Origin of the sequence: Streptomyces sp. NPDC093568 (assembly GCF_044764945.1) — a bacterium.
Taxonomy (GTDB): Bacteria; Actinomycetota; Actinomycetes; order Streptomycetales; family Streptomycetaceae; genus Streptomyces.
Genome location: NZ_JBIWJD010000015.1, coordinates 108,419 through 131,825, shown reverse-complemented (window position 1 = coordinate 131,825; position 23,407 = coordinate 108,419). Strand labels below are relative to the sequence as shown.

The window sequence follows — 23,407 nt, the reverse complement described above, 5'->3', positions numbered from 1 at the left end:
CGCAGCAACCGCTGCGGGCCCTCCGGCGTCTTCCTGTACCTCCGGGGTCTCCCGAGGCGGCAGAACGGCGCCGGGGGGGGGGGGGGGCCCCGGGGGCCCCCCCCCCCCCCCGGGGGTTTTTGGGGGAGGGGGGGGGGGGCGCCGCCGAGTGGGGGGGGGGGGCCCCCCCCCCCCGGGGGGGCCCCCCCGGGGGTCTCCTTGCCCCGGGGGGGGCCCCGGGGGGGCCCCCCGGGGGGGGGGGGGGCGGGCCCCCTGGGGCCCCGCCCACCCCGGCGGTACGTTTCTGCTCAGTCGAAGGAGCGCTCAGCTCTCTTCGGCGTGGGAGACCGCGCGACGCGCGTCCGCGTCCAGCACGCCCCAGCTGATCAGCTGCTCGGTGAGGACCGAGGGCGACTGGTCGTAGATGACGGCGAGTGTGCGCAGGTCGTCCTGGCGGATCGAGAGCACCTTGCCGTTGTAGTCACCGCGCTGCGACTGGATCGTCGCGGCGTAGCGCTGCAGGGGTCCCGCCTTCTCGGCCGGCACGTGGGCGAGCCGCTCCAGGTCCAGGACCAGCTTCGGCGGCGGCTCGGCGGCCCCGCCCGGCGTGGTGCCCGGCAGCAGCTCCTGCACCGGCACGCCGTAGAAATCCGCCAACTCGGCGAGGCGCTGCACGGTCACGGCACGGTCACCGCGCTCGTACGAACCGACCACGACGGCCTTCCAGCGTCCCTGGGACTTCTCCTCGACACCGTGGAGGGAAAGGCCCTGCTGGGTGCGGATGGCCCGGAGTTTGGCCCCGAGCTGTTTGGCGTATTCGCTGGACATATAGCTCCCCGGACACTGTGTCGACGCGGCGGGCTCTGAGTCCGTGCCGCGCGGTTGGTAACTCACTGTGAGGTTACGCAGCGTTACTCTGGCCCGTCAAGCCGAATGGTCCACACCGACGCTTCCGTGCTATCGGTGGCCGATTGGGCCAAGGGGGTGATGAGGCGGGCTCCGGGGGCCTGCTACGGTGGATGGCGCAAACCAGACGTCCTTTAAGGTCCGTCCCGTGAGGCGGAGAAGGAGGTCCCTTTCGTATGGACAGGCACCAGGACACGCAAGCGTCCGACGCCAGGCCCGTTCTCGAAGGCCCTGACATCGCGCGGGTGTTGACCCGCATCGCCCACGAGATCGTCGAGCGCGCCAAGGGCGCCGACGACGTGGTGCTCCTCGGCATCCCCACCCGAGGCGTCTTCCTCGCCCAGCGGCTCGCCGCCAAGCTCGAGGAGATCACCGAGCGCAAGATGCCGGTCGGCTCGCTGGACATCACGATGTACCGCGACGACCTGCGCATGCACCCGCCGCGTGCGCTCGCCCGCACCGAGATCCCCGGTGACGGCATCGACGGCCGCCTCGTCGTCCTCGTCGACGACGTGCTCTTCTCCGGCCGCACCATCCGCGCCGCCCTCGACGCCCTGAACGACATCGGGCGTCCGCGCGCGGTCCAGCTCGCGGTGCTCGTCGACCGCGGCCACCGGGAGCTGCCCATCCGCGCCGACTACGTCGGCAAGAACATCCCCACGTCGTTGCGGGAGACGGTCAAGGTCCAGCTCGCCGAGGAGGACGGTCGGGACACCGTGCTGCTCGGTGCCAAGCAGACCTCCCAGTAGCGCCCTCGGCGTACGCCGCTGTCGTACGCCCGCTCAGTGCGCCTCAGCGCGCACCCGTCTGCCCCGAATCCTCCTGAATTAACTGCCTTACGGAGCCTGACAGATGCAGCGTCATCTCATCTCGGCCGCCGACCTCACCCGCGACGACGCCGTCCTGATCCTCGACACCGCCGAGGAGATGGCCCGGGTCGCCGACCGGCCGATCAAGAAGTTGCCGACCCTGCGCGGCCGCACCGTCGTGAACCTCTTCTTCGAGGACTCCACCCGCACGCGGATCTCCTTCGAGGCCGCCGAGAAGCGGCTGTCGGCGGACGTCATCAACTTCACCGCCAAGGGATCGAGCGTGTCCAAGGGCGAGTCCCTGAAGGACACCGCCCAGACCCTGGAGGCCATGGGCGTCGACGCCGTCGTCATCCGGCACGGTGCCTCCGGAGCGCCGTACCGCCTCGCCAACTCCGGCTGGATCGACGCGGCCGTCATCAACGCCGGCGACGGCACCCACCAGCACCCCACCCAGGCCCTGTTGGACGCCTTCACGATGCGGCGCCGGCTCGTCGGCCGGGACGCCGGGATCGGCCAGGACCTCGCCGGCCGGCGCATCACGATCGTCGGCGACGTCCTGCACAGCCGGGTCGCCCGCTCCAACGTCGACCTGCTGCACACCCTCGGCGCCGAGGTCACCCTGGTCGCCCCGCCCACCCTGGTGCCGGTCGGCGTCGAGACCTGGCCCTGCGAGGTGTCGTACGACCTCGACTCCACCCTTCCGAAGTCCGACGCCGTGATGATGCTGCGCGTGCAGCGTGAGCGCATGAACGCCGCGTTCTTCCCGACCGAGCGCGAGTACTCACGGCGCTACGGCCTCGACGGCGACCGCATGGCGAAGATGCCCGAGCACGCCATCGTGATGCACCCCGGCCCGATGGTGCGCGGCATGGAGATCACCGCCGAGGTCGCCGACTCGGAGCGCTGCACCGCCATCGAGCAGGTCGCAAACGGAGTGTCCATCCGGATGGCCGTTCTGTACCTGCTGCTGGGGGGCAACGAGCCCGCCGTCACCCACACCCGTACCGAGGAGAAGTAAGACACATGAGCAAGATCCTGATCCGTGGTGCGAAGGTGCTCGGCGGCGAGCCGCAGGACGTGCTGATCGACGGCTCCGTCATCGAGGCCGTGGGCAGCGGGCTGTCCGCCGAGGGCGCCCAGGTCGTCGAGGCGGCGGGCAAGGTGCTGCTGCCGGGCCTGGTCGACCTGCACACCCACCTGCGCGAGCCCGGCCGCGAGGACTCCGAGACCGTGCTGACCGGCACCCGCGCGGCGGCCTCCGGCGGCTTCACGGCCGTGTTCGCCATGGCCAACACCTTCCCGGTCGCCGACACCGCCGGCGTCGTCGAGCAGGTCTACCGGCTCGGCCAGGAGCACGGCTACTGCGACGTCCAGCCGATCGGCGCCGTCACCGTCGGCCTGGAGGGCAAGAAGCTCGCCGAGCTGGGTGCCATGCACGAGTCCGCCGCCGGCGTCACCGTCTTCTCCGACGACGGCAAGTGTGTCGACGACGCCGTGATCATGCGGCGGGCGCTGGAGTACGTGAAGGCCTTCGGCGGGGTCGTCGCCCAGCACGCGCAGGAGCCGCGGCTGACCGAGGGTGCCCAGATGAACGAGGGCATCGTCTCCGCCGAGCTGGGTCTGGGCGGCTGGCCGGCGGTCGCCGAGGAATCGATCATCGCCCGGGATGTCCTGCTCGCCGAGCACGTCGGCTCCCGTGTGCACATCTGCCACCTGTCGACCGCGGGCTCCGTCGAGATCGTCCGCTGGGCCAAGTCCCGCGGCATCGACGTCACCGCCGAGGTCACCCCGCACCACCTCCTCCTCACCGACGAGCTGGTACGGACGTACAACCCCGTCTACAAGGTGAACCCGCCGCTGCGCACCGAGCGTGACGTGATGGCGCTGCGCGAGGCGCTCGCCGACGGCACGATCGACATCGTCGCCACCGACCACGCCCCGCACCCGCACGAGGACAAGGACTGCGAGTGGGCCGCGGCCGCCATGGGGATGGTCGGCCTGGAGACCGCTCTGTCGGTGGTGCAGGAGACCATGGTGGACACCGGGCTCCTCACCTGGGCCGGGGTCGCCGAGCGCATGTCCTTCAAGCCCGCGCAGATCGGGCAGGCGCAGGGCCACGGCCGCCCCGTCTCGGCTGGTGAGCCCGCCAACCTCACGCTCGTCGACACGGAATACCGTGGGTCCGTGGACCCCGCGGGCTTCGCCTCGCGCAGCCGCAACACCCCGTACGAGGGACGTGAGCTGCCGGGCCGTGTGACGCACACGTGGCTCCGGGGCAAGGCCACGCTCGTCGACGGGAAGCTCACGTGACACCTGCAACACTGCTCGCAGCCGGCACCGGACTCGCGGCCGAACAGAAGTCGGCCGACGTGACCGACTGGGCCGCCCGCATCGGCTGGGTCGTCGGACTCGCCCTCTTCATCGCGCTCGTCTACTGGCTGATGCGCGAGGGCTGGAAGTGGCGCGGCACGCTCCAGGGCGACCTGCCCGAGCTGCCCGACGCGCCGGACGACCCCGGCCCGGCGAGACTGAGCATGACCGGCCGCTACCACGGCTCGACCACCGCGGGTCAGTGGCTGGACCGCATCGTGGCGCACGGCCTGGGCACCCGCAGCCGGGTCGAGCTCACGCTGACGGACGCGGGACTGGACGTCGTACGCCCCGGCGCGACCGACTTCTTCGTCCCCGTCGAGCAGCTGCGCGAGGCCCGGCTGGACAAGGGCATCGCCGGCAAGGTCCTCACCGAGGGCGGACTGCTCGTCGTGACCTGGGCGCACGGCGAACGGCTGATCGACTCCGGCTTCCGCTCGGACCACGCGGCGGAGCACAACGAGTGGGTCGACGCCATTAACTCCATGATCGACAACTCCATGATCGACAACAACAGCACGGAAGGCGCCGAACGATGACGACCTCCACAAGGGGAGCCACGAAGGTTCCCGCGGTACTCGTCCTGGAGGACGGCCGGATCTTCCGCGGCCGTGCCTACGGGGCCGTGGGGGTGACCTTCGGCGAGGCCGTGTTCTCCACCGGCATGACCGGCTACCAGGAGACCCTCACCGACCCGTCGTACCACCGCCAGGTCGTCGTCATGACCGCCCCGCACGTCGGCAACACCGGCGTCAACGACGAGGACCCGGAGAGCAAGCAGATCTGGGTCGCCGGTTACGTCGTGCGCGACCCCGCGCGCGTGCCGTCCAACTGGCGCTCCCGCCGCTCCCTGGACGACGAGCTGCGCCACCAGGGCGTCGTCGGCATCAGCGGCATCGACACCCGCGCGCTCACCCGCCACCTGCGCGAGCGCGGCGCCATGCGCGTCGGCATCTTCTCCGGCAACGCGCTCCCCGACGAGGGCACCATGCTCGCCGAGGTCCGCCAGGCCCCCGAGATGAAGGGCGCCGACCTCTCCGCCGAGGTCGCCACCAAGGAGACCTACGTCGTCCCGGCGATCGGCGAGAAGAAGTTCACCGTCGCCGCCGTCGACCTCGGCATCAAGGGCATGACCCCGCACCGCATGGCCGAGCGCGGCATCGAGGTGCACGTGCTGCCCGCGACGGCCACCGCCGAGGACGTGTTCGCCGTGAACCCGGACGGCGTGTTCTTCTCCAACGGCCCCGGCGACCCGGCCACCGCCGACCACCCGGTCTCCGTGATGCAGGCGGTCCTGGAGCGCGGCACCCCGCTCTTCGGCATCTGCTTCGGCAACCAGATCCTCGGCCGTGCCCTCGGCTTCGGCACCTACAAGCTGAAGTACGGCCACCGCGGCATCAACCAGCCGGTGCAGGACCGCACCACCGGCAAGGTCGAGGTCACCGCGCACAACCACGGCTTCGCCGTGGACGCTCCGCTCGACAAGGTCTCCGAGACCCCCTACGGCCGCGCCGAGGTCTCCCACGTCTGCCTCAACGACAACGTGGTGGAGGGCCTCCAGCTCCTCGACAAGCCGGCCTTCAGCGTCCAGTACCACCCCGAAGCGGCAGCCGGCCCGCACGACGCCGCCTACCTGTTCGACCGCTTCGTATCCCTGATGGAGGGCCAGCGTGCCTAAGCGCACCGATATCCAGTCCGTCCTGGTCATCGGCTCCGGCCCGATCGTCATCGGCCAGGCCGCCGAGTTCGACTACTCCGGCACCCAGGCGTGCCGCGTCCTGAAGGCCGAGGGCCTGCGGGTCATCCTCGTCAACTCCAACCCGGCGACGATCATGACCGACCCGGAGATCGCCGACGCGACCTACGTCGAGCCGATCACCCCGGAGTTCGTCGAGAAGATCATCGCCAAGGAGCGGCCCGACACGCTGCTGCCCACCCTGGGCGGCCAGACGGCCCTCAACACCGCGATCTCGCTGCACGAGGCGGGCACGCTGGAGAAGTACGGCGTCGAGCTGATCGGCGCCAACGTCGAGGCCATCAACAAGGGCGAGGACCGCGACCTCTTCAAGGACGTCGTCGAGGCCGTACGCGCCAAGATCGGGCACGGCGAGTCCGCCCGCTCGGTCATCTGCCACTCCATGGACGACGTCCTCAAGGGCGTCGAGACGCTCGGCGGCTACCCCGTCGTCGTGCGCCCCTCCTTCACCATGGGCGGCGCCGGCTCCGGCTTCGCGCACGACGAGGAGGAGCTGCGCCGCATCGCCGGCCAGGGCCTGACCCTGTCTCCCACCACCGAGGTGCTCCTGGAGGAGTCCATCCTCGGCTGGAAGGAGTACGAGCTGGAGCTGATGCGCGACAAGCACGACAACGTCGTGGTCGTCTGCTCCATCGAGAACTTCGACCCGATGGGCGTGCACACCGGCGACTCGATCACCGTCGCGCCCGCGATGACGCTGACCGACCGCGAGTACCAGATCCTGCGGGACATCGGCATCGCCGTGATCCGCGAGGTCGGCGTCGACACCGGCGGCTGCAACATCCAGTTCGCGGTGAACCCCGAGGACGGTCGGGTGATCGTCATCGAGATGAACCCGCGCGTGTCGCGCTCCTCGGCGCTCGCCTCCAAGGCGACCGGCTTCCCGATCGCCAAGATCGCCGCCAAGCTGGCCGTCGGCTACACCCTCGACGAGATCCCGAACGACATCACGCAGGAGACCCCGGCCTCCTTCGAGCCGACGCTCGACTACGTGGTCGTGAAGGCTCCGCGGTTCGCCTTCGAGAAGTTCCCGCAGGCCGACTCCACGCTGACGACGACCATGAAGTCGGTCGGCGAGGCCATGGCCATCGGCCGCAACTTCACCGAGGCCTTCCAGAAGGCGCTGCGCTCGCTGGAGAAGAAGGGCAGCCAGTTCACCTTCGTCGGCGAGCCCGGCGACAAGGAGGAGCTGCTGCGCGAGGCCGTACGGCCCACGGACGGCCGTATCAACGCCGTCATGGGGGCCATCCGCGCGGGAGCCACCCAGGAGGAGGTCTTCGAGTACACGAAGATCGACCCCTGGTTCGTCGACCAGCTCTTCCTCATCAAGGAGATCGCCGACGAGATCGCCGAGGCCCCGGAGATCACCCGCGAGCTGCTCGCCGAGGCCAAGCGGCACGGCTTCTCCGACCAGCAGATCAGCGAGATCCGTGGCCTGCGCGAGGACGTCGTGCGCGAGGTGCGGCACGCGCTGGGCGTCCGGCCGGTCTACAAGACGGTCGACACCTGCGCCGCCGAGTTCGCCGCGCGGACGCCGTACTTCTACTCCTCCTACGACGAGGAGACCGAGGTCGCCCCGCGCGAGAAGCCGGCCGTCATCATCCTGGGCTCCGGTCCCAACCGCATCGGTCAGGGCATCGAGTTCGACTACTCCTGCGTCCACGCCTCCTTCGCGCTGAGCGACGCGGGGTTCGAGACCGTGATGGTCAACTGCAACCCGGAGACCGTCTCGACCGACTACGACACCTCCGACCGCCTGTACTTCGAGCCGCTGACGCTGGAAGACGTGCTGGAGATCGTCCACGCCGAGCAGCAGGCCGGTCCGGTGGCGGGCGTCGTCGTGCAGCTCGGCGGCCAGACCCCGCTGGGTCTGTCGCAGGCGCTGAAGGACAACGGCGTGCCGATCGTCGGCACCTCCCCGGAGGCCATCCACGCCGCCGAGGACCGGGGCGCGTTCGGCCGCGTGCTCGCCGAGGCGGGCCTGCCGGCCCCCAAGCACGGCACCGCGACCACGTTCGCAGGCGCCAAGGCCATCGCCGACGAGATCGGCTACCCGGTCCTCGTGCGGCCGTCGTACGTCCTCGGTGGGCGTGGCATGGAGATCGTCTACGACGAGACCCGGCTGGAGTCCTACATCGCCGAGTCGACCGAGATCAGCCCCTCGCGGCCGGTCCTCGTCGACCGGTTCCTGGACGACGCCATCGAGATCGACGTCGACGCCCTTTACGACGGCCAGGAGCTGTACCTCGGCGGTGTCATGGAGCACATCGAGGAGGCCGGCATCCACTCCGGCGACTCGGCGTGCGCCCTGCCCCCGATCACGCTCGGCGGCTTCGACATCAAGCGCCTGAGGGCCTCGACCGAGGCCATCGCCAAGGGCGTCGGCGTACGCGGCCTGATCAACATCCAGTTCGCGATGGCCGGCGACATCCTGTACGTCCTGGAGGCCAACCCGCGCGCGTCCCGCACCGTCCCCTTCACCTCGAAGGCGACCGCGGTGCCGCTGGCGAAGGCCGCCGCCCGGATCTCGCTGGGCGCGACCGTCGCCGAACTGCGCGCCGAGGGGCTCCTCCCGGCAACCGGCGACGGCGGCGAACTCCCGCTCGACGCGCCGATCTCCGTCAAGGAGGCCGTCATGCCGTGGTCGCGCTTCCGCGACATCCACGGCCGCGGCGTCGACACCGTCCTCGGCCCGGAGATGCGCTCCACCGGCGAGGTCATGGGCATCGACTCCGTCTTCGGCACGGCGTACGCCAAGTCGCAGGCCGGCGCCTACGGCCCGCTGCCCACCAAGGGCCGCGCGTTCATCTCGGTCGCCAACCGCGACAAGCGCTCGATGATCTTCCCGGCGCGTGAGCTGGTCGCGCACGGCTTCGAGCTGATGGCCACCTCCGGCACGGCCGAGGTCCTCAAGCGCAACGGCATCAACGCCACGGTCGTGCGCAAGCAGTCCGAGGGCCCCGGCCCGAACGGCGAGAAGACCATCGTCCAGCTCATCCACGACGGCGAGGTCGACCTCATCGTCAACACCCCGTACGGCACCGGCGGCCGCCTCGACGGCTACGACATCCGTACGGCGGCCGTGGCGCGGTCCGTGCCCTGCCTGACGACGGTCCAGGCGCTCGCCGCCGCCGTCCAGGGCATCGACGCCCTCAACCACGGTGACGTGGGCGTGCGTTCCCTCCAGGAACACGCCGAGCATCTGACCGCGGCCCGCGACTAGCAGCCCTGAGGGGGACACCGGAGACGGTGTCCCCCTCTTCATGAGGACACCTGTTCTTGTGAGGACCTTGAGGACTTCCGAGATGTACAAGCTTTTCTTCCGTCTGGTTTTCAAACGGATGGACCCGGAGCAGGCCCACTACCTGGCCTTCCGCTGGATCCGGCTCGCCGTCCGTATCCCCGTGCTGCGCACGCTCGTCGCCGCCGCGCTGGCCCCCCGCCACAAGGAGCTGCGGACCGAGGCCTTCGGGCTGCGCATGCACGGCCCCTTCGGGCTCGCCGCCGGCTTCGACAAGAACGCGGTCGCGATCGACGGGATGTCGATGCTGGGCTTCGACCACGTCGAGATCGGCACCGTGACCGGGGAGGCGCAGCCCGGCAACCCCAAGAAGCGGCTGTTCCGGCTCGTGAAGGACCGGGCGCTGATCAACCGCATGGGATTCAACAACGAAGGCTCGCTGGCCGTGGCGGCCCGCCTGGCGTCCCGTGAGCCGGTCTTCCGGACCGTCGTCGGCGTCAACATCGGCAAGACCAAGGTCGTCCCCGAGGAGGAGGCCGTCGGCGACTACGTGAAGTCGACCGAGCGGCTCGCGCCGTACGCCGACTACCTGGTGGTGAACGTCTCCTCGCCCAACACGCCCGGCCTGCGCAACCTGCAGGCCACGGAGGCCCTGCGACCGCTCCTGAGCGCCGTCCGCGAGGCCGCCGACCGCACGGTCACCGCTCGACGCGTCCCGCTCCTGGTGAAGATCGCGCCGGACCTCGCCGACGAGGACGTCGACGCCGTCGCCGACCTGGCCGTCGAACTCGGTCTGGACGGGATCATCGCCACGAACACCACCATCGCGCGCGACGGACTCGGCTTGAAATCCGAACCCTCGCTCGTGAAGGAGGCCGGCGGTCTCTCCGGCGCCCCCCTGAAGGCGCGCTCCCTGGAGGTCCTGCGGCGCCTCTACGCGCGCGTGGGCGACCGCATCACCCTCGTCGGCGTCGGCGGCATCGAGAACGCCGAGGACGCCTGGCAGCGCATCCTCGCCGGTGCCACGCTCGTGCAGGGGTACAGCGCGTTCATCTACGAGGGTCCCTTCTGGGGCCGTGCCATCCACAAGGGGCTCGCCGCGCGCCTGCGCACCAGCCCCTACGCCACCCTCGCCGAGGCGATCGGCGCCGACGTAAGGAAGCCGGCATGAGCTCTCTCGAACCCTTCGGCGCACGACTTCGCCGCGCCATGGACGAGCGCGGTCCCCTGTGCGTCGGCATCGACCCGCACGCCTCCCTGCTCGCCGAGTGGGGCCTGAACGACGACGTGGCCGGCCTTGAGCGGTTCAGCCGGACGGTCGTCGAGGCGATGGCCGACCGGGTCGCCGTGCTCAAGCCGCAGAGCGCGTTCTTCGAGCGCTTCGGCTCGCGCGGTGTCGCGGTCCTGGAGAAGTCGGTCGAGGAGGCGCGGGCGGCAGGCGCGCTGGTGGTCATGGACGCCAAGCGCGGCGACATCGGCTCGACCATGGCCGCGTACGCCGAGTCCTTCCTCCACAAGGACTCCCCGCTGTTCTCCGACGCGCTCACCGTCTCGCCGTACCTCGGCTACGGCTCCCTCTCGCCGGCCGTCGCGCTGGCCCGGGAGAGCGGCGCGGGCCTGTTCGTGCTCGCGCTGACCTCGAACCCGGAGGGCGGCGAGGTCCAGCACGCGATCCGCGCGGACGGGCGCACCGTCGGCGCGACGATGCTGGCGCACCTGGCCGCCGAGAACGAGGGGGAGCGGCCGCTGGGCTCCTTCGGGGCGGTCGTCGGCGCCACGCTCGGTGACCTCTCGTCGTACGACCTGTCGATCAACGGCCCGCTCCTCGCCCCCGGCATCGGGGCCCAGGGCGCCACGCCGGCGGATCTGCCACAGGTCTTCGGCGCCGCGGTGCGCAACGTCCTCCCGAACGTCAGCCGGGGTGTGCTGCGGCACGGACCGGACGTCGTCGCGCTGCGTGATGCCGCGTCACGCTTCGCCGACGACATCGTGAGCGCTGTGTCGGCCGTCTGACCGTCGTCAGGGGCGTTCGAGCCGGTCGTGAGGTCCTCCGATGAGTGGTCGGCGGCCGACTTGAGTCTGAATACATCCTCAAATCCAGGGCATTATGTCCTAAATATCCGGCCTGGCGGAGGCTGACCAGGACTTTTCCGCTGTTCTCGCTGACTCTGGCGGACTTGGCCGCTAGTCTCCGACGAGTGGGGACACCTCCCACGCTCTCAAGGCAGTGGGGGAGAACGGGCAGCGTGTTGCTCGTGGCTCCCCAGGTGTGGGGCGACTAGGTTCCTCACCGGTCCGTATCCGACAGTTCGACATCCGAGGTGACGTAGGCGTGGCTCTTCCGCCCCTTACCCCTGAACAGCGCGCAGCCGCGCTCGAAAAGGCCGCCGCGGCTCGCCGGGAGCGGGCCGAGGTCAAGAATCGACTCAAGCACTCCGGCGCCTCCCTTCACGAGGTCATCAAGCAGGGCCAGGAGAACGACGTCATCGGCAAGATGAAGGTCTCCGCACTGCTCGAGTCCCTGCCGGGCGTGGGCAAGGTCCGCGCCAAGCAGATCATGGAGCGACTCGGCATCTCCGAGAGCCGCCGCGTGCGTGGCCTCGGCTCGAACCAGATCGCCTCCCTGGAGCGTGAGTTCGGCAGCACCGGCTCCTGAGTCCCGGCCACTTGGGACAGGGAGTCCCGGGCACTCCGGGATTGCTGGAATAATCGCTGCATGAGTGAACGTCCGCGGCTGACCGTGCTCTCCGGCCCCTCCGGGGTCGGCAAGAGCACGGTCGTCGCTCATATGCGCAAGGAACACCCCGAGGTCTGGCTCTCGGTGTCGGCGACGACCCGCAAGCCCCGCCCCGGTGAGCGGCACGGAGTCCACTACTTCTTCGTCACCGACGACGAGATGGACAAGCTGATCGCCAACGGCGAGCTGCTGGAGTGGGCCGAGTTCGCCGGCAACCGCTACGGCACGCCGCGTGCGGCCGTGCTGGAGCGGCTGGAGGCGGGCGAGGCCGTCCTGCTGGAGATCGACCTCCAGGGTGCGCGGCAGGTCCGCGAGTCCATGGCCGAGGCTCACCTGGTGTTCCTGGCCCCTCCCTCCTGGGAGGAGCTGGTGCGCAGACTCACCGGACGTGGCACCGAGCCGCCCGAGGTCATCGAGCGCCGCCTGGACGCGGCGAAGGTCGAGCTGGCGGCCGAGCCGGAGTTCGACGTGACCTTGGTCAACACCTCCGTCGAGGACGTGGCGCGCGAGCTGCTAGCCTTGATGGACGTTGTGTGATCGTCTTTGACCGTTCACACTGAATCTTTCCCATCCATCGGAAGGTAGAGCGTGTCCTCTTCCATCTCCGCGCCCGAGGGCATCATCAACCCGCCGATCGACGAGCTCCTCGAGGCCACCGACTCGAAGTACAGCCTCGTGATCTACGCGGCCAAGCGGGCCCGCCAGATCAACGCGTACTACTCGCAGCTCGGCGAGGGCCTCCTCGAGTACGTCGGTCCGCTCGTCGACACCCACGTGCACGAGAAGCCGCTCTCGATCGCCCTGCGCGAGATCAACGCGGGTCTGCTCACGTCCGAGGCCGTCGAAGGCCCGGCGCAGTAAGTAGCATTTTCAGCTTTGAGCTGGCTTTTCCACAGGCCCGGCAGTGTGACTGTCGGGCCTGTGGTGTGTCATGGAGTCATCGGTTCAACGAGTGGGGAGGCCCGGTGGACAAGCCGAAGGTCGTTCTGGGGGTCAGCGGTGGCATCGCCGCGTACAAGGCCTGTGAGCTGCTGCGCAGGCTCACCGAGTCCGGTCATGACGTCCGGGTCGTGCCCACCGCCTCCGCGCTCCACTTCGTCGGTGCAGCCACCTGGTCCGCGCTGTCCGGCAACCCCGTCTCGACCGAGGTCTGGGACGACGTCCACGAGGTGCCGCACGTCCGCATCGGCCAGCACGCCGACCTGGTGGTCGTCGCCCCCGCCACGGCCGACATGCTCGCCAAGGCCGCCCACGGCCTCGCCGACGACCTGCTGACCAACACCCTCCTCACCGCCCGCTGCCCGGTGGTCTTCGCCCCCGCCATGCACACCGAGATGTGGGAGCACCCGGCCACCCAGGAGAACGTGGCGACGCTGCGCCGGCGCGGCGCGGTCGTCATCGAACCCGCCGTCGGCCGCCTGACCGGCGTCGACACCGGCAAGGGCCGGCTGCCGGAGCCGTCGGAGATCTTCGAGGTCTGCCGCCGGGTGCTGGCCCGCGGCGTCACCGAGCCCGACCTCAAGGGGCGCCACGTGGTCGTGAGCGCCGGCGGCACCCGCGAGCCCCTCGACCCCGTCCGCTTCCTAGGCAACCGCTCCTCCGGCAAGCAGGGCTACGCCCTCGCCCGCACCGCCGCCGCCCGGGGCGCCCGGGTCACGCTGATCGCGGCCAACACCGGGCTGCCCGACCCGGCGGGCGTGGACGTGGTGCAGGTGGGCACGGCCGTACAGCTGCGGGAGGCGGTCCTCAAGGCCGCCTCGGACGCCGACGCGGTGGTCATGGCGGCGGCCGTCGCCGACTTCCGCCCGGCCACGTACGCGGCCGGGAAGATCAAGAAGAAGGACGACCAGGAGCCGGAGCCCATCGCTCTGGTGCGTAATCCGGACATCCTCGCGGAGATCTCGACCGAGCGGGCCCGCCCCGGCCAGGTGATCGTCGGGTTCGCCGCCGAGACCGACGACGTCCTCGCCAACGGCCGCAAGAAGCTTCAGCGCAAGGGCTGCGACCTCCTCGTGGTGAACGAGGTGGGGGAGCGCAAGACCTTCGGCTCCGAGGAGAACGAGGCGGTCGTGCTGGGCGCCGACGGCGGCGAGACCCCCGTCCCGTACGGGCCCAAGGAGGCCTTGGCCGAAATCGTGTGGGACCTGGTGGCGCAGCGACTGGGGTGAATTGTTTGATGCGCGCGGGCTTCTCTGGTCGCTTCCTTGATTGGGGTGTGGCGTGCCTGGTCAAGGGTGTGTGAGAGTGGGCAGAATGCCCGTGCCGCAGGTCACAGCGCTCCCGAGAGGCGAGACAGGGGGTCCGTGACCGAGCACGACAGATAAACTGTCCTCGGACGACGCCGGGCGCAGCCCCCGTCCCGTCCGCCAATGATCAGACAGCAGCCGCTGCAACCACAGGGAGCGTTGTGTCCCGTCGCCTGTTCACCTCGGAGTCCGTGACCGAGGGTCACCCCGACAAGATCGCTGACCAGATCAGCGACACCATTCTCGACGCGCTTCTGCGCGAGGACCCGACCTCCCGGGTCGCCGTCGAGACGCTGATCACGACCGGCCTGGTACACGTGGCCGGAGAGGTCACGACCAAGACGTACGCGGACATCGCGACGCTGGTCCGCAACAAGATCCTCGAGATCGGCTACGACTCCTCGAAGAAGGGCTTCGACGGCGCCTCCTGCGGCGTGTCGGTGTCCATCGGCGCCCAGTCCCCCGACATCGCACAGGGCGTGGACACGGCGTACGAGACCCGCGTCGAGGGCGACGAGGACGAGCTGGACCGCCAGGGCGCCGGTGACCAGGGCCTGATGTTCGGCTACGCGTCGGACGAGACGCCCACCCTGATGCCCCTGCCGATCTTCCTGGCGCACCGCCTGTCCAAGCGCCTGTCCGAGGTCCGCAAGAACGGCACGATCCCGTACCTGCGCCCCGACGGCAAGACGCAGGTCACCATCGAGTACGACGGCGACAAGGCGGTCCGCCTGGACACCGTGGTCGTCTCCTCCCAGCACGCCTCGGACATCGACCTCGACTCGCTGCTCGCCCCCGACATCCGGGAGTTCGTGGTCGAGCCGGAGCTCAAGGCGCTCCTGGACGACGGCATCAAGCTGGACACCGAGAACTACCGCCTGCTGGTCAACCCCACCGGTCGCTTCGAGATCGGCGGTCCGATGGGTGACGCCGGTCTGACCGGCCGGAAGATCATCATCGACACCTACGGCGGCATGGCCCGCCACGGCGGTGGCGCCTTCTCCGGCAAGGACCCGTCCAAGGTGGACCGTTCGGCGGCGTACGCGATGCGCTGGGTCGCCAAGAACGTCGTCGCGGCCGGCCTGGCCTCGCGCTGCGAGGTGCAGGTGGCGTACGCGATCGGCAAGGCCGAGCCGGTCGGTCTGTTCGTCGAGACCTTCGGCACGGCCAAGATCGACGCCGAGAAGATCGAGAAGGCCATCGACGAGGTCTTCGACCTGCGTCCGGCCGCGATCATCCGCGACCTGGACCTGCTGCGCCCGATCTACGCCCAGACGGCCGCGTACGGCCACTTCGGCCGTGAGCTGCCGGAGTTCACGTGGGAGCGGACGGACCGGGTCGAGGCGCTGCAGAAGGCGGCGGGGCTGTAAGGCCCGACTCCACGGCTTGGTGCGAGGCCCGGTCCCTTCGGGGGGCCGGGCCTCGGCACGTTCCGGCCGTTGTCAGTCGGGTTTGGTAAGAATGCAAGCGTGAGCAGCGAGAACGACACCGGTGGTGGCGGGGCCGAGGGGGCGTCGCCGGAGCAGCTCGCGCTCATCCGGGAGAGTGTGCGCAAGGCGAAGGCGCCACGGGCCAAGCCGAGGACGTGGCGGGGGGCGAGGCTGGCGGCGGAGCTGCCGGTCGCGCGGGTCCTGGTCGACAAGGGCGTGCTGCACCTCGACCGGTACTTCGACTACGCCGTGCCCGAGGAGCTCGACGCCGATGCGCAGCCCGGGGTGCGGGTCCGCGTGCGGTTCGGGGCCGGACGGCATCGGGTGCGTGAGGGACGGCGCGAGGGCGGGGGGCTCATCGACGGGTTCCTGGTGGAGCGGGTCGCGGAGTCCGACTACTCCGGGCCGCTGGCCGCTCTCGCCCAGGTCGTGTCGCCCGAGCGGGTGTTGAGCGAGGAGCTGCTGGGGCTCTCCCGGGCCGTCGCCGATCGGTACGCCGGAGGGCTGGCCGATGTGCTGCAGCTGGCCGTGCCGCCGCGCAGCGCCCGGGCCGAGCAGCGGCCCTCGCCGGAGCCGCTTCCGGTGCCCGGCAGGCCTGAGGTGGGGTCGTGGGGGCGCTATGAGCGTGGTGCCGGTTTCCTGGAGGCGCTGGCCTCGGGGGGTGCGCCGCGGGCCGTGTGGAACGCGTTGCCCGGGCCCGAGTGGAGCGAGGAGCTGGCCCGTGCCGTCGTCGCCACGCTGGCCTCCGGGCGCGGGGCGCTGGTCGTGCTGCCGGACGGGAGGGCCGTCGCCCGGGTCGACGCCGCCCTGACCGCGCTGATGGGCCAGGGGCGGCACGCGGTGCTGACAGCCGACGCCGGGCCCGAGAAGCGGTACCGGGAGTGGCTCGCGGTGCGGCGGGGGAGTGTGCGGGCCGTCGTGGGGACCCGGGCCGCCATGTTCGCGCCGGTGCGGGACCTTGGGCTGGTCGCCCTCTGGGACGACGGCGACGACAGCCACAGTGAGCAGCACGCCCCCCAGCCGCACGCGCGCGAAGTGCTGCTGCTCCGCGCCGCCCAGGACAAGTGCGGCTTCCTGTTGGGCAGTTGGAGCTGCACCGTCGAGGCGGCCCAGCTAGTGGAGAGCGGCTGGGCCCGCCCGCTCGTCGCCGCCCGGGAGCAGGTACGCGGCGCGGCTCCGCTCATACGCACCGTGGGAGACGCCGACCTCGCCCGCGACGAGGCCGCGCGGGCCGCTCGGCTGCCCACGCTCGCCTGGCAGGTGGTACGGGAGGGGCTGCGGCACGGACCGGTGCTCGTGCAGGTGCCCCGGCGGGGATACGTACCGCGGATGGCCTGCGCCAACTGCCGTGCGCCGGCGCGGTGCCGGCACTGCTCCGGGCCGCTGGAGGCACAGGGCGACGGAGCCGATCCGCGGTGCGGGTGGTGCGGGCGGGAAGAGGGCGCCTGGCACTGTCCGGAGTGCGGTGGGTTCCGGCTGCGGGCTCAGGTCGTGGGGGCGCGGCGGACCGCCGAGGAGCTGGGGCGGGCCTTTCCCGCCGTGCCGGTGCGGACCTCCGGGCGTGAGCATGTGCTGGACACCGTGCCCGGCACGCCCTCGCTGGTCGTCAGCACCCCGGGCGCCGAGCCCGTCGCCGAGGGCGGGTATGCGGCGGCTCTGCTGCTGGACGGCTGGGCGATGCTCGGGCGGCCCGATCTGCGGGCGGGCGAGGACGCGTTGCGGCGGTGGATCGCCGCCGCGTCGCTGGTACGGCCGCAGGGCGCCGGAGGGACCGTGGTCGTCGTCGCGGAGCCCACGCTGCGGCCCGTGCAGGCGCTGGTGCGCTGGGACCCCGTCGGACACGCGGTGCGGGAGCTGGCCGAGCGGGCCGAGCTGGGGTTTCCGCCGGTGTCCCGGATGGCGTCCGTGGCCGGGCCCGGGGAGGCGGTCGCCGAGTTTCTTCGTACGGCCGAACTGCCGCCGGAGGCCGAGGTGCTGGGGCCGGTGCCGGTGCCGCTCACGCCGCCCGGACGCCCTCGGCGGGTGGGGGCGCCGCCGCCCGGGGAGCACTGGGACCGGGCGTTGATCCGGGTTCCCCCGGGGAGCGGGGCCGCGCTGGCCGCCGCGTTGAAGGGAGCGCAGGCGGCTCGGATGGCGCGGGGCGGCGGGGAGGCCGTCGGCGTGCGGGTTCGGATCGATCCGCCTGACATCGGGTGAGAGTACGGCGGGAGGGTTGTCCGCGAAGAGCACGGCGGGAGATCTGTCCGCGAACAGGCGGCCGACCGGGGGGCGTACTCATGGTTCTGCCCTCCCGGGTGCGCTCCGGGAGGGCAGAGTTCTGGGGGTCAGCCGTTGCGCGGGCCCGGGAACGCCGTGGGCCTGGCCTCGTCGCGCAGGCCCGGGCTGCCCGCCGTCGGCTGCGTCGGCATGGAACGGGCGGCGGGGACCGTCGGCACCGTGGGGAGGGCGGTGGAGACGTTGACCGTCCGGGTGCCCGACGGCTCGGTGGTTCGCTCGGCCTCGGCTGCCGCCTGGGTGGCGGCGCGCCGGGCGCCGTAACGGCGGTGGACGGCCTGCTTGGTGACGCCGAGGGCGCTGCCCACCGCGTCCCAGGAGAAGCCGAGTGAGCGGTCGAAGTCCACGGCTGCCGTGACCAGGGTTTCGACACTGTCCCGGAGCTCCTGCGCGAGACGGACCGTCGGGGCGGGGGCGCGTCCGTAGACGACGAAGCCCGTGGAGGGACCGGAGCGGCGCGGGCGGTAGACGTTGCCCAGTTGCGCGGTGAGCGTGCGCAGTGCGTCCACCTGCCGGCGGACCCGCTCGATGTCCCGCACCAGCAAGTGCAGGCTGGCCCGAGCCTGGGCGTCGTGGGTTGCGTGGTCGGCCATGAACAAGCCTCTCGAACCGGCGTTGAAGGAGTGGACCGCGGATACGGATGCGGCGTATGCGGCCCTTGGTGGTCAACTCTTTCTTGACCAACGCGGGAGTGCTCCGCGGGTCACGCAGTGGGGGCGTGTGGGCATATGCCTACGCCCCCGATGGGTGTCCAAACTTCGGCCGCGGGCCGGGCAGGAGCGCGCGAGTTTGTTCTGGTGCCCGCGTGAGCGCCCCGGGCGTGCACCCATAGACTTGTGCGTTGCCCAGTCAAACCGCCCGAGAGGCCCGTGCCCACCCATGAAGCTTGTCTTCGCCGGTACCCCCGAGGTCGCCGTTCCCGCTCTGGACGCCCTGATCGCCTCCGGGCGGCACGACGTGGCCGCCGTCGTCACGCGGCCGGACGCGCCGGCCGGGCGCGGGCGCAGGCTGGTGGCGAGCCCGGTGGCCGAGCGGGCCGAGGAGGCCGGGATCGAGGTGCTGAAGCCCGTCAAGCCGCGCGACCCGGAGTTCCTGGAGCGGCTCAGGGAGATCGCGCCGGACTGCTGCCCCGTCGTCGCCTACGGCGCCCTGCTGCCGCGCGTCGCCCTCGACGTGCCGGCGCACGGCTGGGTGAACCTGCACTTCTCGCTGCTGCCCGCCTGGCGCGGTGCCGCGCCCGTGCAGCACTCCATCATGGCGGGCGACGAGATCACCGGGGCCTCCACCTTCCTCATCGAGGAAGGGCTCGACTCCGGGCCGGTCTACGGCACGGTGACGGAGGAGATCCGGCCCACCGACACCAGCGGTGACCTGCTGACCCGGCTCGCCTTCGCGGGCGCCGGGCTGCTCGCCGCGACCATGGACGGGATCGCGGACGGCACGCTGAAGGCCGTACCGCAGCCGGCCGACGGGATCACCCTCGCCCCCAAGGTCAACGTCGAGGACGCCCACATCGACTGGCACGCCCCCTCCCTGCGCGTCGACCGGGTCGTGCGCGGGTGCACCCCCGCGCCGGGTGCCTGGACGACGTTCCGCGGTGAGCGGCTCAAGCTGATCCAGGTGCAACCGGTGCCCGGGCGGGACGATCTCGCGCCCGGTGAGCTGTCCGTCGGCAAGAACAACGTGTACGTCGGCACCGGGTCGTACGCCGTCGAGTTGCTGTGGGTGCAGGCGCAGGGCAAGAAGCCGATGCGGGCCGCTGACTGGGCGCGGGGTGTGCGGATCGGCGACGGGGAGAGCGTCGGGGCGTAACCGGCCGTACGCCGGGCCGGCCGTGCGACGTACGCTGGTCGTACATCTCATCCAGTAATCCGGAGCACCTTTTCGTGAGCGACACCTCCCGTCGGCCCCGCAGAACCGGCAAGCCCTACCGGCGGCCCCAGAAGGACCCCGTCCGCATCCTCGCCTTCGACGCGTTGCGCGCCGTGGACGAGCGGGACGCCTACGCCAATCTCGTGCTGCCGCCGTTGCTGCGGAAGGCGCGGGAGAAGGGCGACTTCGACGGGCGGGACGCCGCGCTCGCCACGGAGCTCGTGTACGGGACGCTGCGGCGGCAGGGGACGTACGACGCGATCATCTCCGCGTGTGTGGACCGGCCGCTGCGTGAGGTGGACCCGCCGGTGCTCGATGTGCTGAGTCTGGGTGTGCACCAGCTGCTCGGGACGCGGATTCCCACGCATGCCGCGGTGTCGGCGTCCGTCGAGCTCGCCCGGGTCGTGCTGGGGGACGGGCGGGCCAAGTTCGTCAACGCCGTGCTGCGGAAGGTCGCCCAGGACGATCTCGACGGCTGGCTCCAGCGGGTCGCGCCGCCGTACGAGGAGGACGCGGAGGACCATCTGGCCGTCGTGCACTCGCATCCGCGGTGGGTCGTCTCCGCGCTGTGGGACTCGCTCGGAGGCGGGCGCGCCGGGATCGAGGCGTTGCTGGAGGCCGACAACGAGCGGCCCGAGGTGACCCTGGTCGCGCGGCCGGGGCGGGCCACGACCGAGGAGCTGCTCGGTGAGGAGGCCGCGGTGGCGGGGCGTTGGTCGCCGTACGCCGTGCGGCTTGCCGAAGGCGGGGAGCCGGGGGCGATCGAGGCCGTGCGGGAAGGGCGGGCGGGGGTGCAGGACGAGGGGAGTCAGCTGGTTGCCCTCGCGCTGGCCAACGCTCCCGTCGACGGGCCCGATGCGCGGTGGCTCGACGGGTGTGCGGGGCCTGGGGGGAAGGCGGCGCTGCTCGGTGCGCTGGCCGCCGAGCGGGGGGCTGTGTTGCTCGCCTCCGAGAAGCAGCCGCATCGGGCGGGGCTGGTGGCGAAGGCGTTGGCCGGCAATCCCGGGCCGTATCAGGTCATCGCCGCGGACGGGACTCGTCCGCCTTGGCGGGCCGGGATTTTTGACCGGGTGCTGATGGACGTGCCTTGTACTGGGCTTGGGGCGTTGCGGCGGCGGCCTGAGGCGCGGTGGCGGCGGCGGCCGGAGGACCTGGACGGGTTCGCTCCGCTCCAGCGGGGGTTGTTGCGCAGTGCGATCGACTCCGTGCGGGTGGGGGGCGTCGTCGGGTACGCCACGTGTTCGCCGCATCTTGCCGAGACGCGGGCGGTCGTGGACGACGTGTTGAAGCAGCGGCCGGATGTCGAGCTGATCGATGCGCGTCCGATGCTGCCGGGGGTGCCGGAGTTGGGGGAGGGGCCTGATGTGCAGTTGTGGCCTCATGTGCATGGGACGGATGCGATGTATTTGGCGTTGATGCGGCGGGTGGGCTAACGGGGTAGTGAGGGTGCGGGGGGTGGGTGTTTCGCCCCCGCCGCCCCTACCCGTCCCATCCCCAGGGGCGCTGCCCCTTCGACCCCGCCGGGGACGCTGCCCCTGGACCCCGCTGGGGCTGCCGCCCCAGGCCCCGCTACGGCCCTGAACGGGCCTCGTCCTCAAACGCCGGACGGGCTGGTGTGCGGCGCACCCCCGTCCTCCCGCGCCAGCCGATGCGGCCACCACACCTTCGGGCCCACGTCCAGGAACAGGGACGTCACCAGGACCGAGCGGACGATGAACGTGTCCAGCAGGACCCCCAGTGCCACCGCGAAGCCGATTTCGGCGAAGGCGACCATGGGGAGGGTGCCGAGGGCGGCGAAGGTGCCGGCCAGGACCAGGCCCGCAGAGGTGATGACCGCTCCCGTCGCGGCGAGGCCGGTGATGACGCCGGGGCGGGTGCCCTGGTGGGTGGCCTCCTCGCGGATGCGGGTGGTGAGGAAGATGTTGTAGTCGATGCCCAGGGCGACCAGGAAGACGAAGACGAACAGCGGGAAGTCGGTCGACTCGCCCGCGTAGTCGAAGACGTGGCGGAAGGCGAGCGCGCTGATGCCGAGTGCCGCCGTGAAGGACAGGATCACCGTTCCGATCAGCAGCAGTGGCGCCACCAGGGCCCGCAGAAGGATCGCGAGGATCAGCAGCACCACGACCAGGACCAGCGGGATGATCAGGATGTTGTCGTGCGTGGTTGCCTTGTCCATGTCCAACAGAGCAGCCGTACCGCCGCCCACCTGGGCGTCCGCGTTCGGCACCGCGTGCACGGCGTCCCGTACCCGCTCCACCGTCTGTTTCGCCGCCTCGCTGTCCGCCGGAGCGGTCATCGTCGCCTCGAACAGCACCTTGCCGTCGTAGAAGGGCTTCGTGCCCGGCGGCAGGCCCAGGGATTCCGGCACGACGCCCCTGGTCTCGGCGACCGCGCGGCCCACGTCCCGCGCCTGGGCCTGGTTGCTGACGATGACCAGGGGATCGCCGCTGCCCGCCGGGAAGTACCGCTCGGAGATCTCCTGGCCGGTGATGGAGTCCGGCTTGTCGGTGAAGGCGTCGGCGTTGCTCAGCCCCTCGGCGCGCAGTTGGATCAGGCCCAGGGAGCAGATCGCGAGGACCGCGGCCGTGATGGCCCAGGTCATGCGGGGGCGGTGGGCGATGTTGCGGCCCATGCGTGCCCAGACGCCTCGCTCGTGCGGGTTCTCCGCGCCGACGTGCGGGATCACCGGCCAGAAGATCCAGCGGCCGAAGATGACGAGGAGCGCGGGGAACAGGGTCACCATCGCCAGCAGGCCGACCGCCACGCCGATCGCGGCCACCGGGCCGAGGCCCCTGGTCGAGTTCATCTCCGCCGCCAGCAGGACGAGCATGCTCAGCACGACCGTCGCACCGGAGGCGAGCACCGCCGGGCCCGCGCGGTGCAGGGCCAGGGCCATCGCCTCGTGGCGGTCCTCGTGATGGCGCAGTTCTTCCCGGTAGCGGGCGACCAGGAGCAGGGCGTAGTCCGTTCCCGCGCCGAAGACCAGCACGGTGAGGATGCCCGCGCTCTGGCCGTTCACGGTGAGGCCCGCGTGTTCCGCCAGGAGGTAGATGAGGGCCTGCGCGGTGAACAGGGCGACGATCACGGCGACCAGCGGGATCAGGAGCAGGGTCGGACTGCGGTAGGTGATCAGCAGCATGACGACGACGACCGCCATCGCCGAGAGCAGGAGGGTGGAGTCGATGCCCTCGAAGGCCTCGGCGAAGTCCGCCGAGGTGCCGCCCGGGCCCGTGATGTACACGGTCATCCCGCCGTCGCCCTCGCCCACGATGTCCCGGATCGAGTCGACCGCGGGTGCGATGCGGTCCCAGCCCTGCTCGTCCATCGTGATCGGGACCTGGACCTGGGCGGCGCGCGGGTCCACCTCGCGGTCGAAGACCGGACCCCGCGTCTCGGCGCCGCGGATGCCGTGGTCGGTCAGCTGCTTGAGCCGGTCCACGTCCTCGGTGATCGCGGCCCGGTCCTGTGCCGTGAGACCGTCGTCGCGGGCGTAGACGACGACCGCGGGGATCTGCTCCGGCCTGAAGTTCTCGGAGATTTCCAGGACTTGGGTGGATTCGGCGGACCCGGGCAGCCAGGAGGCCGCGTCGTTGTCCTGCGCGTCGCTCAGCTTCTGCGCGAGCGGCGCCGTCACGAACAGCACCACCAGCCACAGGGCGAGCACCACCCACTTGGCGCGCCGCCCGCAGACCAGATGGGCGATGCCCCGCTGTTCCGACTCCGACGGCCGCCTCTCCCGGACCTCCGTCATGGCCACCCCCGTAGCCGCGCAATGTCCCTTTCG

19 protein-coding genes and 1 pseudogene are annotated in these 23,407 nt (G+C 71.1%); 17 read left to right on the top strand and 3 right to left on the bottom strand.

Annotation, left to right across the window (positions count from 1 at the left end):
- Window positions 1–303 precede the first annotated feature (303 nt).
- Window positions 304–807, bottom strand: coding sequence for a transcriptional regulator BldD (gene bldD, locus ACIRD7_RS38415; protein WP_004002691.1), 504 nt, complete (start codon window positions 805–807; stop codon window positions 304–306).
- 254 nt (window positions 808–1,061) lie between these two features.
- On the opposite strand from bldD, the gene pyrR reads away from it, so the two are divergent.
- The 14 genes from pyrR to ACIRD7_RS38345 all read left to right on the top strand — a co-directional run bounded on the left by pyrR (window position 1,062) and on the right by ACIRD7_RS38345 (window position 17,673).
- Window positions 1,062–1,634 carry a bifunctional pyr operon transcriptional regulator/uracil phosphoribosyltransferase PyrR gene (gene pyrR, locus ACIRD7_RS38410; RefSeq protein ID WP_403460610.1) on the top strand — a complete coding sequence of 191 codons (573 nt, stop codon included), beginning with the start codon at window positions 1,062–1,064 and terminating at the stop codon, window positions 1,632–1,634.
- A 103-nt stretch (window positions 1,635–1,737) separates the two neighbouring features.
- Complete coding sequence (locus ACIRD7_RS38405) at window positions 1,738–2,715, top strand: aspartate carbamoyltransferase catalytic subunit (protein ID WP_403460608.1); 978 nt, start codon at window positions 1,738–1,740, stop codon at window positions 2,713–2,715.
- A 5-nt stretch (window positions 2,716–2,720) separates the two neighbouring features.
- On the top strand, window positions 2,721–4,007 hold the full coding sequence (locus ACIRD7_RS38400; RefSeq protein ID WP_403460607.1) for a dihydroorotase: 1,287 nt from the start codon (window positions 2,721–2,723) through the stop codon (window positions 4,005–4,007).
- Complete coding sequence (locus tag ACIRD7_RS38395) at window positions 4,004–4,606, top strand: hypothetical protein (RefSeq protein WP_403460606.1); 603 nt, start codon at window positions 4,004–4,006, stop codon at window positions 4,604–4,606. Before ACIRD7_RS38400 ends, ACIRD7_RS38395 begins: the two co-directional genes overlap by 4 nt.
- The gene (gene carA / locus ACIRD7_RS38390) at window positions 4,603–5,745 is read left to right on the top strand and encodes a glutamine-hydrolyzing carbamoyl-phosphate synthase small subunit (protein WP_403460605.1); all 1,143 of its coding nucleotides are present in this window, start codon (window positions 4,603–4,605) and stop codon (window positions 5,743–5,745) included. The genes ACIRD7_RS38395 and carA overlap by 4 nt, the downstream gene beginning before the upstream one ends.
- A complete protein-coding gene (carB, locus tag ACIRD7_RS38385; RefSeq protein ID WP_403460604.1) occupies window positions 5,738–9,046 on the top strand; it encodes a carbamoyl-phosphate synthase large subunit in 3,309 nt (1,102 codons plus the stop codon). The genes carA and carB overlap by 8 nt, the downstream gene beginning before the upstream one ends.
- 82 nt (window positions 9,047–9,128) lie before the next feature.
- Window positions 9,129–10,235 carry a quinone-dependent dihydroorotate dehydrogenase gene (locus ACIRD7_RS38380; RefSeq protein ID WP_403460603.1) on the top strand — a complete coding sequence of 369 codons (1,107 nt, stop codon included), beginning with the start codon at window positions 9,129–9,131 and terminating at the stop codon, window positions 10,233–10,235.
- Entirely contained in the window at window positions 10,232–11,077 is an 846-nt protein-coding gene (gene pyrF, locus ACIRD7_RS38375) for an orotidine-5'-phosphate decarboxylase (RefSeq protein WP_403460602.1), read from the top strand. Before ACIRD7_RS38380 ends, pyrF begins: the two co-directional genes overlap by 4 nt.
- Window positions 11,078–11,396: 319 nt before the next feature.
- Window positions 11,397–11,720: an integration host factor gene (locus ACIRD7_RS38370; protein WP_003977346.1), complete on the top strand. Its 324-nt coding sequence runs from the start codon at window positions 11,397–11,399 to the stop codon at window positions 11,718–11,720.
- A gap of 60 nt (window positions 11,721–11,780) precedes the next feature.
- Entirely contained in the window at window positions 11,781–12,338 is a 558-nt protein-coding gene (gene gmk / locus ACIRD7_RS38365; protein ID WP_403460601.1) for a guanylate kinase, read from the top strand.
- Between the two features lie 51 nt (window positions 12,339–12,389).
- Window positions 12,390–12,662, top strand: coding sequence for a DNA-directed RNA polymerase subunit omega (gene rpoZ, locus ACIRD7_RS38360; RefSeq protein ID WP_003988945.1), 273 nt, complete (start codon window positions 12,390–12,392; stop codon window positions 12,660–12,662).
- Between the two features lie 104 nt (window positions 12,663–12,766).
- Window positions 12,767–13,969, top strand: coding sequence for a bifunctional phosphopantothenoylcysteine decarboxylase/phosphopantothenate--cysteine ligase CoaBC (coaBC, locus tag ACIRD7_RS38355; RefSeq protein WP_403460600.1), 1,203 nt, complete (start codon window positions 12,767–12,769; stop codon window positions 13,967–13,969).
- A 239-nt stretch (window positions 13,970–14,208) separates the two neighbouring features.
- Window positions 14,209–15,417 carry a methionine adenosyltransferase gene (gene metK / locus ACIRD7_RS38350; protein WP_403460599.1) on the top strand — a complete coding sequence of 403 codons (1,209 nt, stop codon included), beginning with the start codon at window positions 14,209–14,211 and terminating at the stop codon, window positions 15,415–15,417.
- A 99-nt stretch (window positions 15,418–15,516) separates the two neighbouring features.
- Window positions 15,517–17,673, top strand: coding sequence for a primosomal protein N' (locus ACIRD7_RS38345; protein ID WP_403460598.1), 2,157 nt, complete (start codon window positions 15,517–15,519; stop codon window positions 17,671–17,673).
- 128 nt (window positions 17,674–17,801) lie between these two features.
- Here the strand turns inward: ACIRD7_RS38345 and ACIRD7_RS38340 are convergent, their stop codons facing one another.
- Entirely contained in the window at window positions 17,802–18,344 is a 543-nt protein-coding gene (locus ACIRD7_RS38340; RefSeq protein WP_403460597.1) for a hypothetical protein, read from the bottom strand.
- Between the two features lie 286 nt (window positions 18,345–18,630).
- On the opposite strand from ACIRD7_RS38340, the gene fmt reads away from it, so the two are divergent.
- The 3 genes and pseudogenes from fmt to ACIRD7_RS38325 all read left to right on the top strand — a co-directional run.
- Window positions 18,631–19,563 (top strand): methionyl-tRNA formyltransferase, encoded by a 933-nt coding sequence (gene fmt, locus ACIRD7_RS38335; protein ID WP_403460596.1) that lies wholly within the window; start codon window positions 18,631–18,633, stop codon window positions 19,561–19,563.
- A 74-nt stretch (window positions 19,564–19,637) separates the two neighbouring features.
- Complete coding sequence (locus ACIRD7_RS38330) at window positions 19,638–21,056, top strand: RsmB/NOP family class I SAM-dependent RNA methyltransferase (RefSeq protein ID WP_403460595.1); 1,419 nt, start codon at window positions 19,638–19,640, stop codon at window positions 21,054–21,056.
- A pseudogene (locus ACIRD7_RS38325) lies at window positions 21,040–21,236 on the top strand (hypothetical protein); the annotation flags it as partial. The gene ACIRD7_RS38330 and the pseudogene ACIRD7_RS38325, both read left to right, overlap by 17 nt.
- Here the strand turns inward: ACIRD7_RS38325 and ACIRD7_RS38320 are convergent.
- Window positions 21,218–23,374: an MMPL family transporter gene (locus ACIRD7_RS38320; RefSeq protein WP_403460593.1), complete on the bottom strand. Its 2,157-nt coding sequence runs from the start codon at window positions 23,372–23,374 to the stop codon at window positions 21,218–21,220. The pseudogene ACIRD7_RS38325 and the gene ACIRD7_RS38320 sit on opposite strands and share 19 nt — an antisense overlap.
- Window positions 23,375–23,407: the final 33 nt, after the last annotated feature.

What these genes read in the sequence shown, in the direction of transcription:
- pyrF (WP_403460602.1), top strand. Translation starts at nt 10,232, where the DNA reads ATGAGCTCTCTCGAACCCTTCGGCGCACGACTTCGCCGCGCCATGGAC.
- fmt (WP_403460596.1), top strand. Translation starts at nt 18,631, where the DNA reads ATGAAGCTTGTCTTCGCCGGTACCCCCGAGGTCGCCGTTCCCGCTCTG.
- carA (WP_403460605.1), top strand. Translation starts at nt 4,603, where the DNA reads ATGACGACCTCCACAAGGGGAGCCACGAAGGTTCCCGCGGTACTCGTC.
- ACIRD7_RS38380 (WP_403460603.1), top strand. Translation starts at nt 9,129, where the DNA reads ATGTACAAGCTTTTCTTCCGTCTGGTTTTCAAACGGATGGACCCGGAG.
- ACIRD7_RS38340 (WP_403460597.1), bottom strand. Translation starts at nt 18,344, where the DNA reads ATGGCCGACCACGCAACCCACGACGCCCAGGCTCGGGCCAGCCTGCAC.
- pyrR (WP_403460610.1), top strand. Translation starts at nt 1,062, where the DNA reads ATGGACAGGCACCAGGACACGCAAGCGTCCGACGCCAGGCCCGTTCTC.
- bldD (WP_004002691.1), bottom strand. Translation starts at nt 807, where the DNA reads ATGTCCAGCGAATACGCCAAACAGCTCGGGGCCAAACTCCGGGCCATC.
- gmk (WP_403460601.1), top strand. Translation starts at nt 11,781, where the DNA reads ATGAGTGAACGTCCGCGGCTGACCGTGCTCTCCGGCCCCTCCGGGGTC.
- ACIRD7_RS38405 (WP_403460608.1), top strand. Translation starts at nt 1,738, where the DNA reads ATGCAGCGTCATCTCATCTCGGCCGCCGACCTCACCCGCGACGACGCC.
- ACIRD7_RS38320 (WP_403460593.1), bottom strand. Translation starts at nt 23,374, where the DNA reads ATGACGGAGGTCCGGGAGAGGCGGCCGTCGGAGTCGGAACAGCGGGGC.
- ACIRD7_RS38400 (WP_403460607.1), top strand. Translation starts at nt 2,721, where the DNA reads ATGAGCAAGATCCTGATCCGTGGTGCGAAGGTGCTCGGCGGCGAGCCG.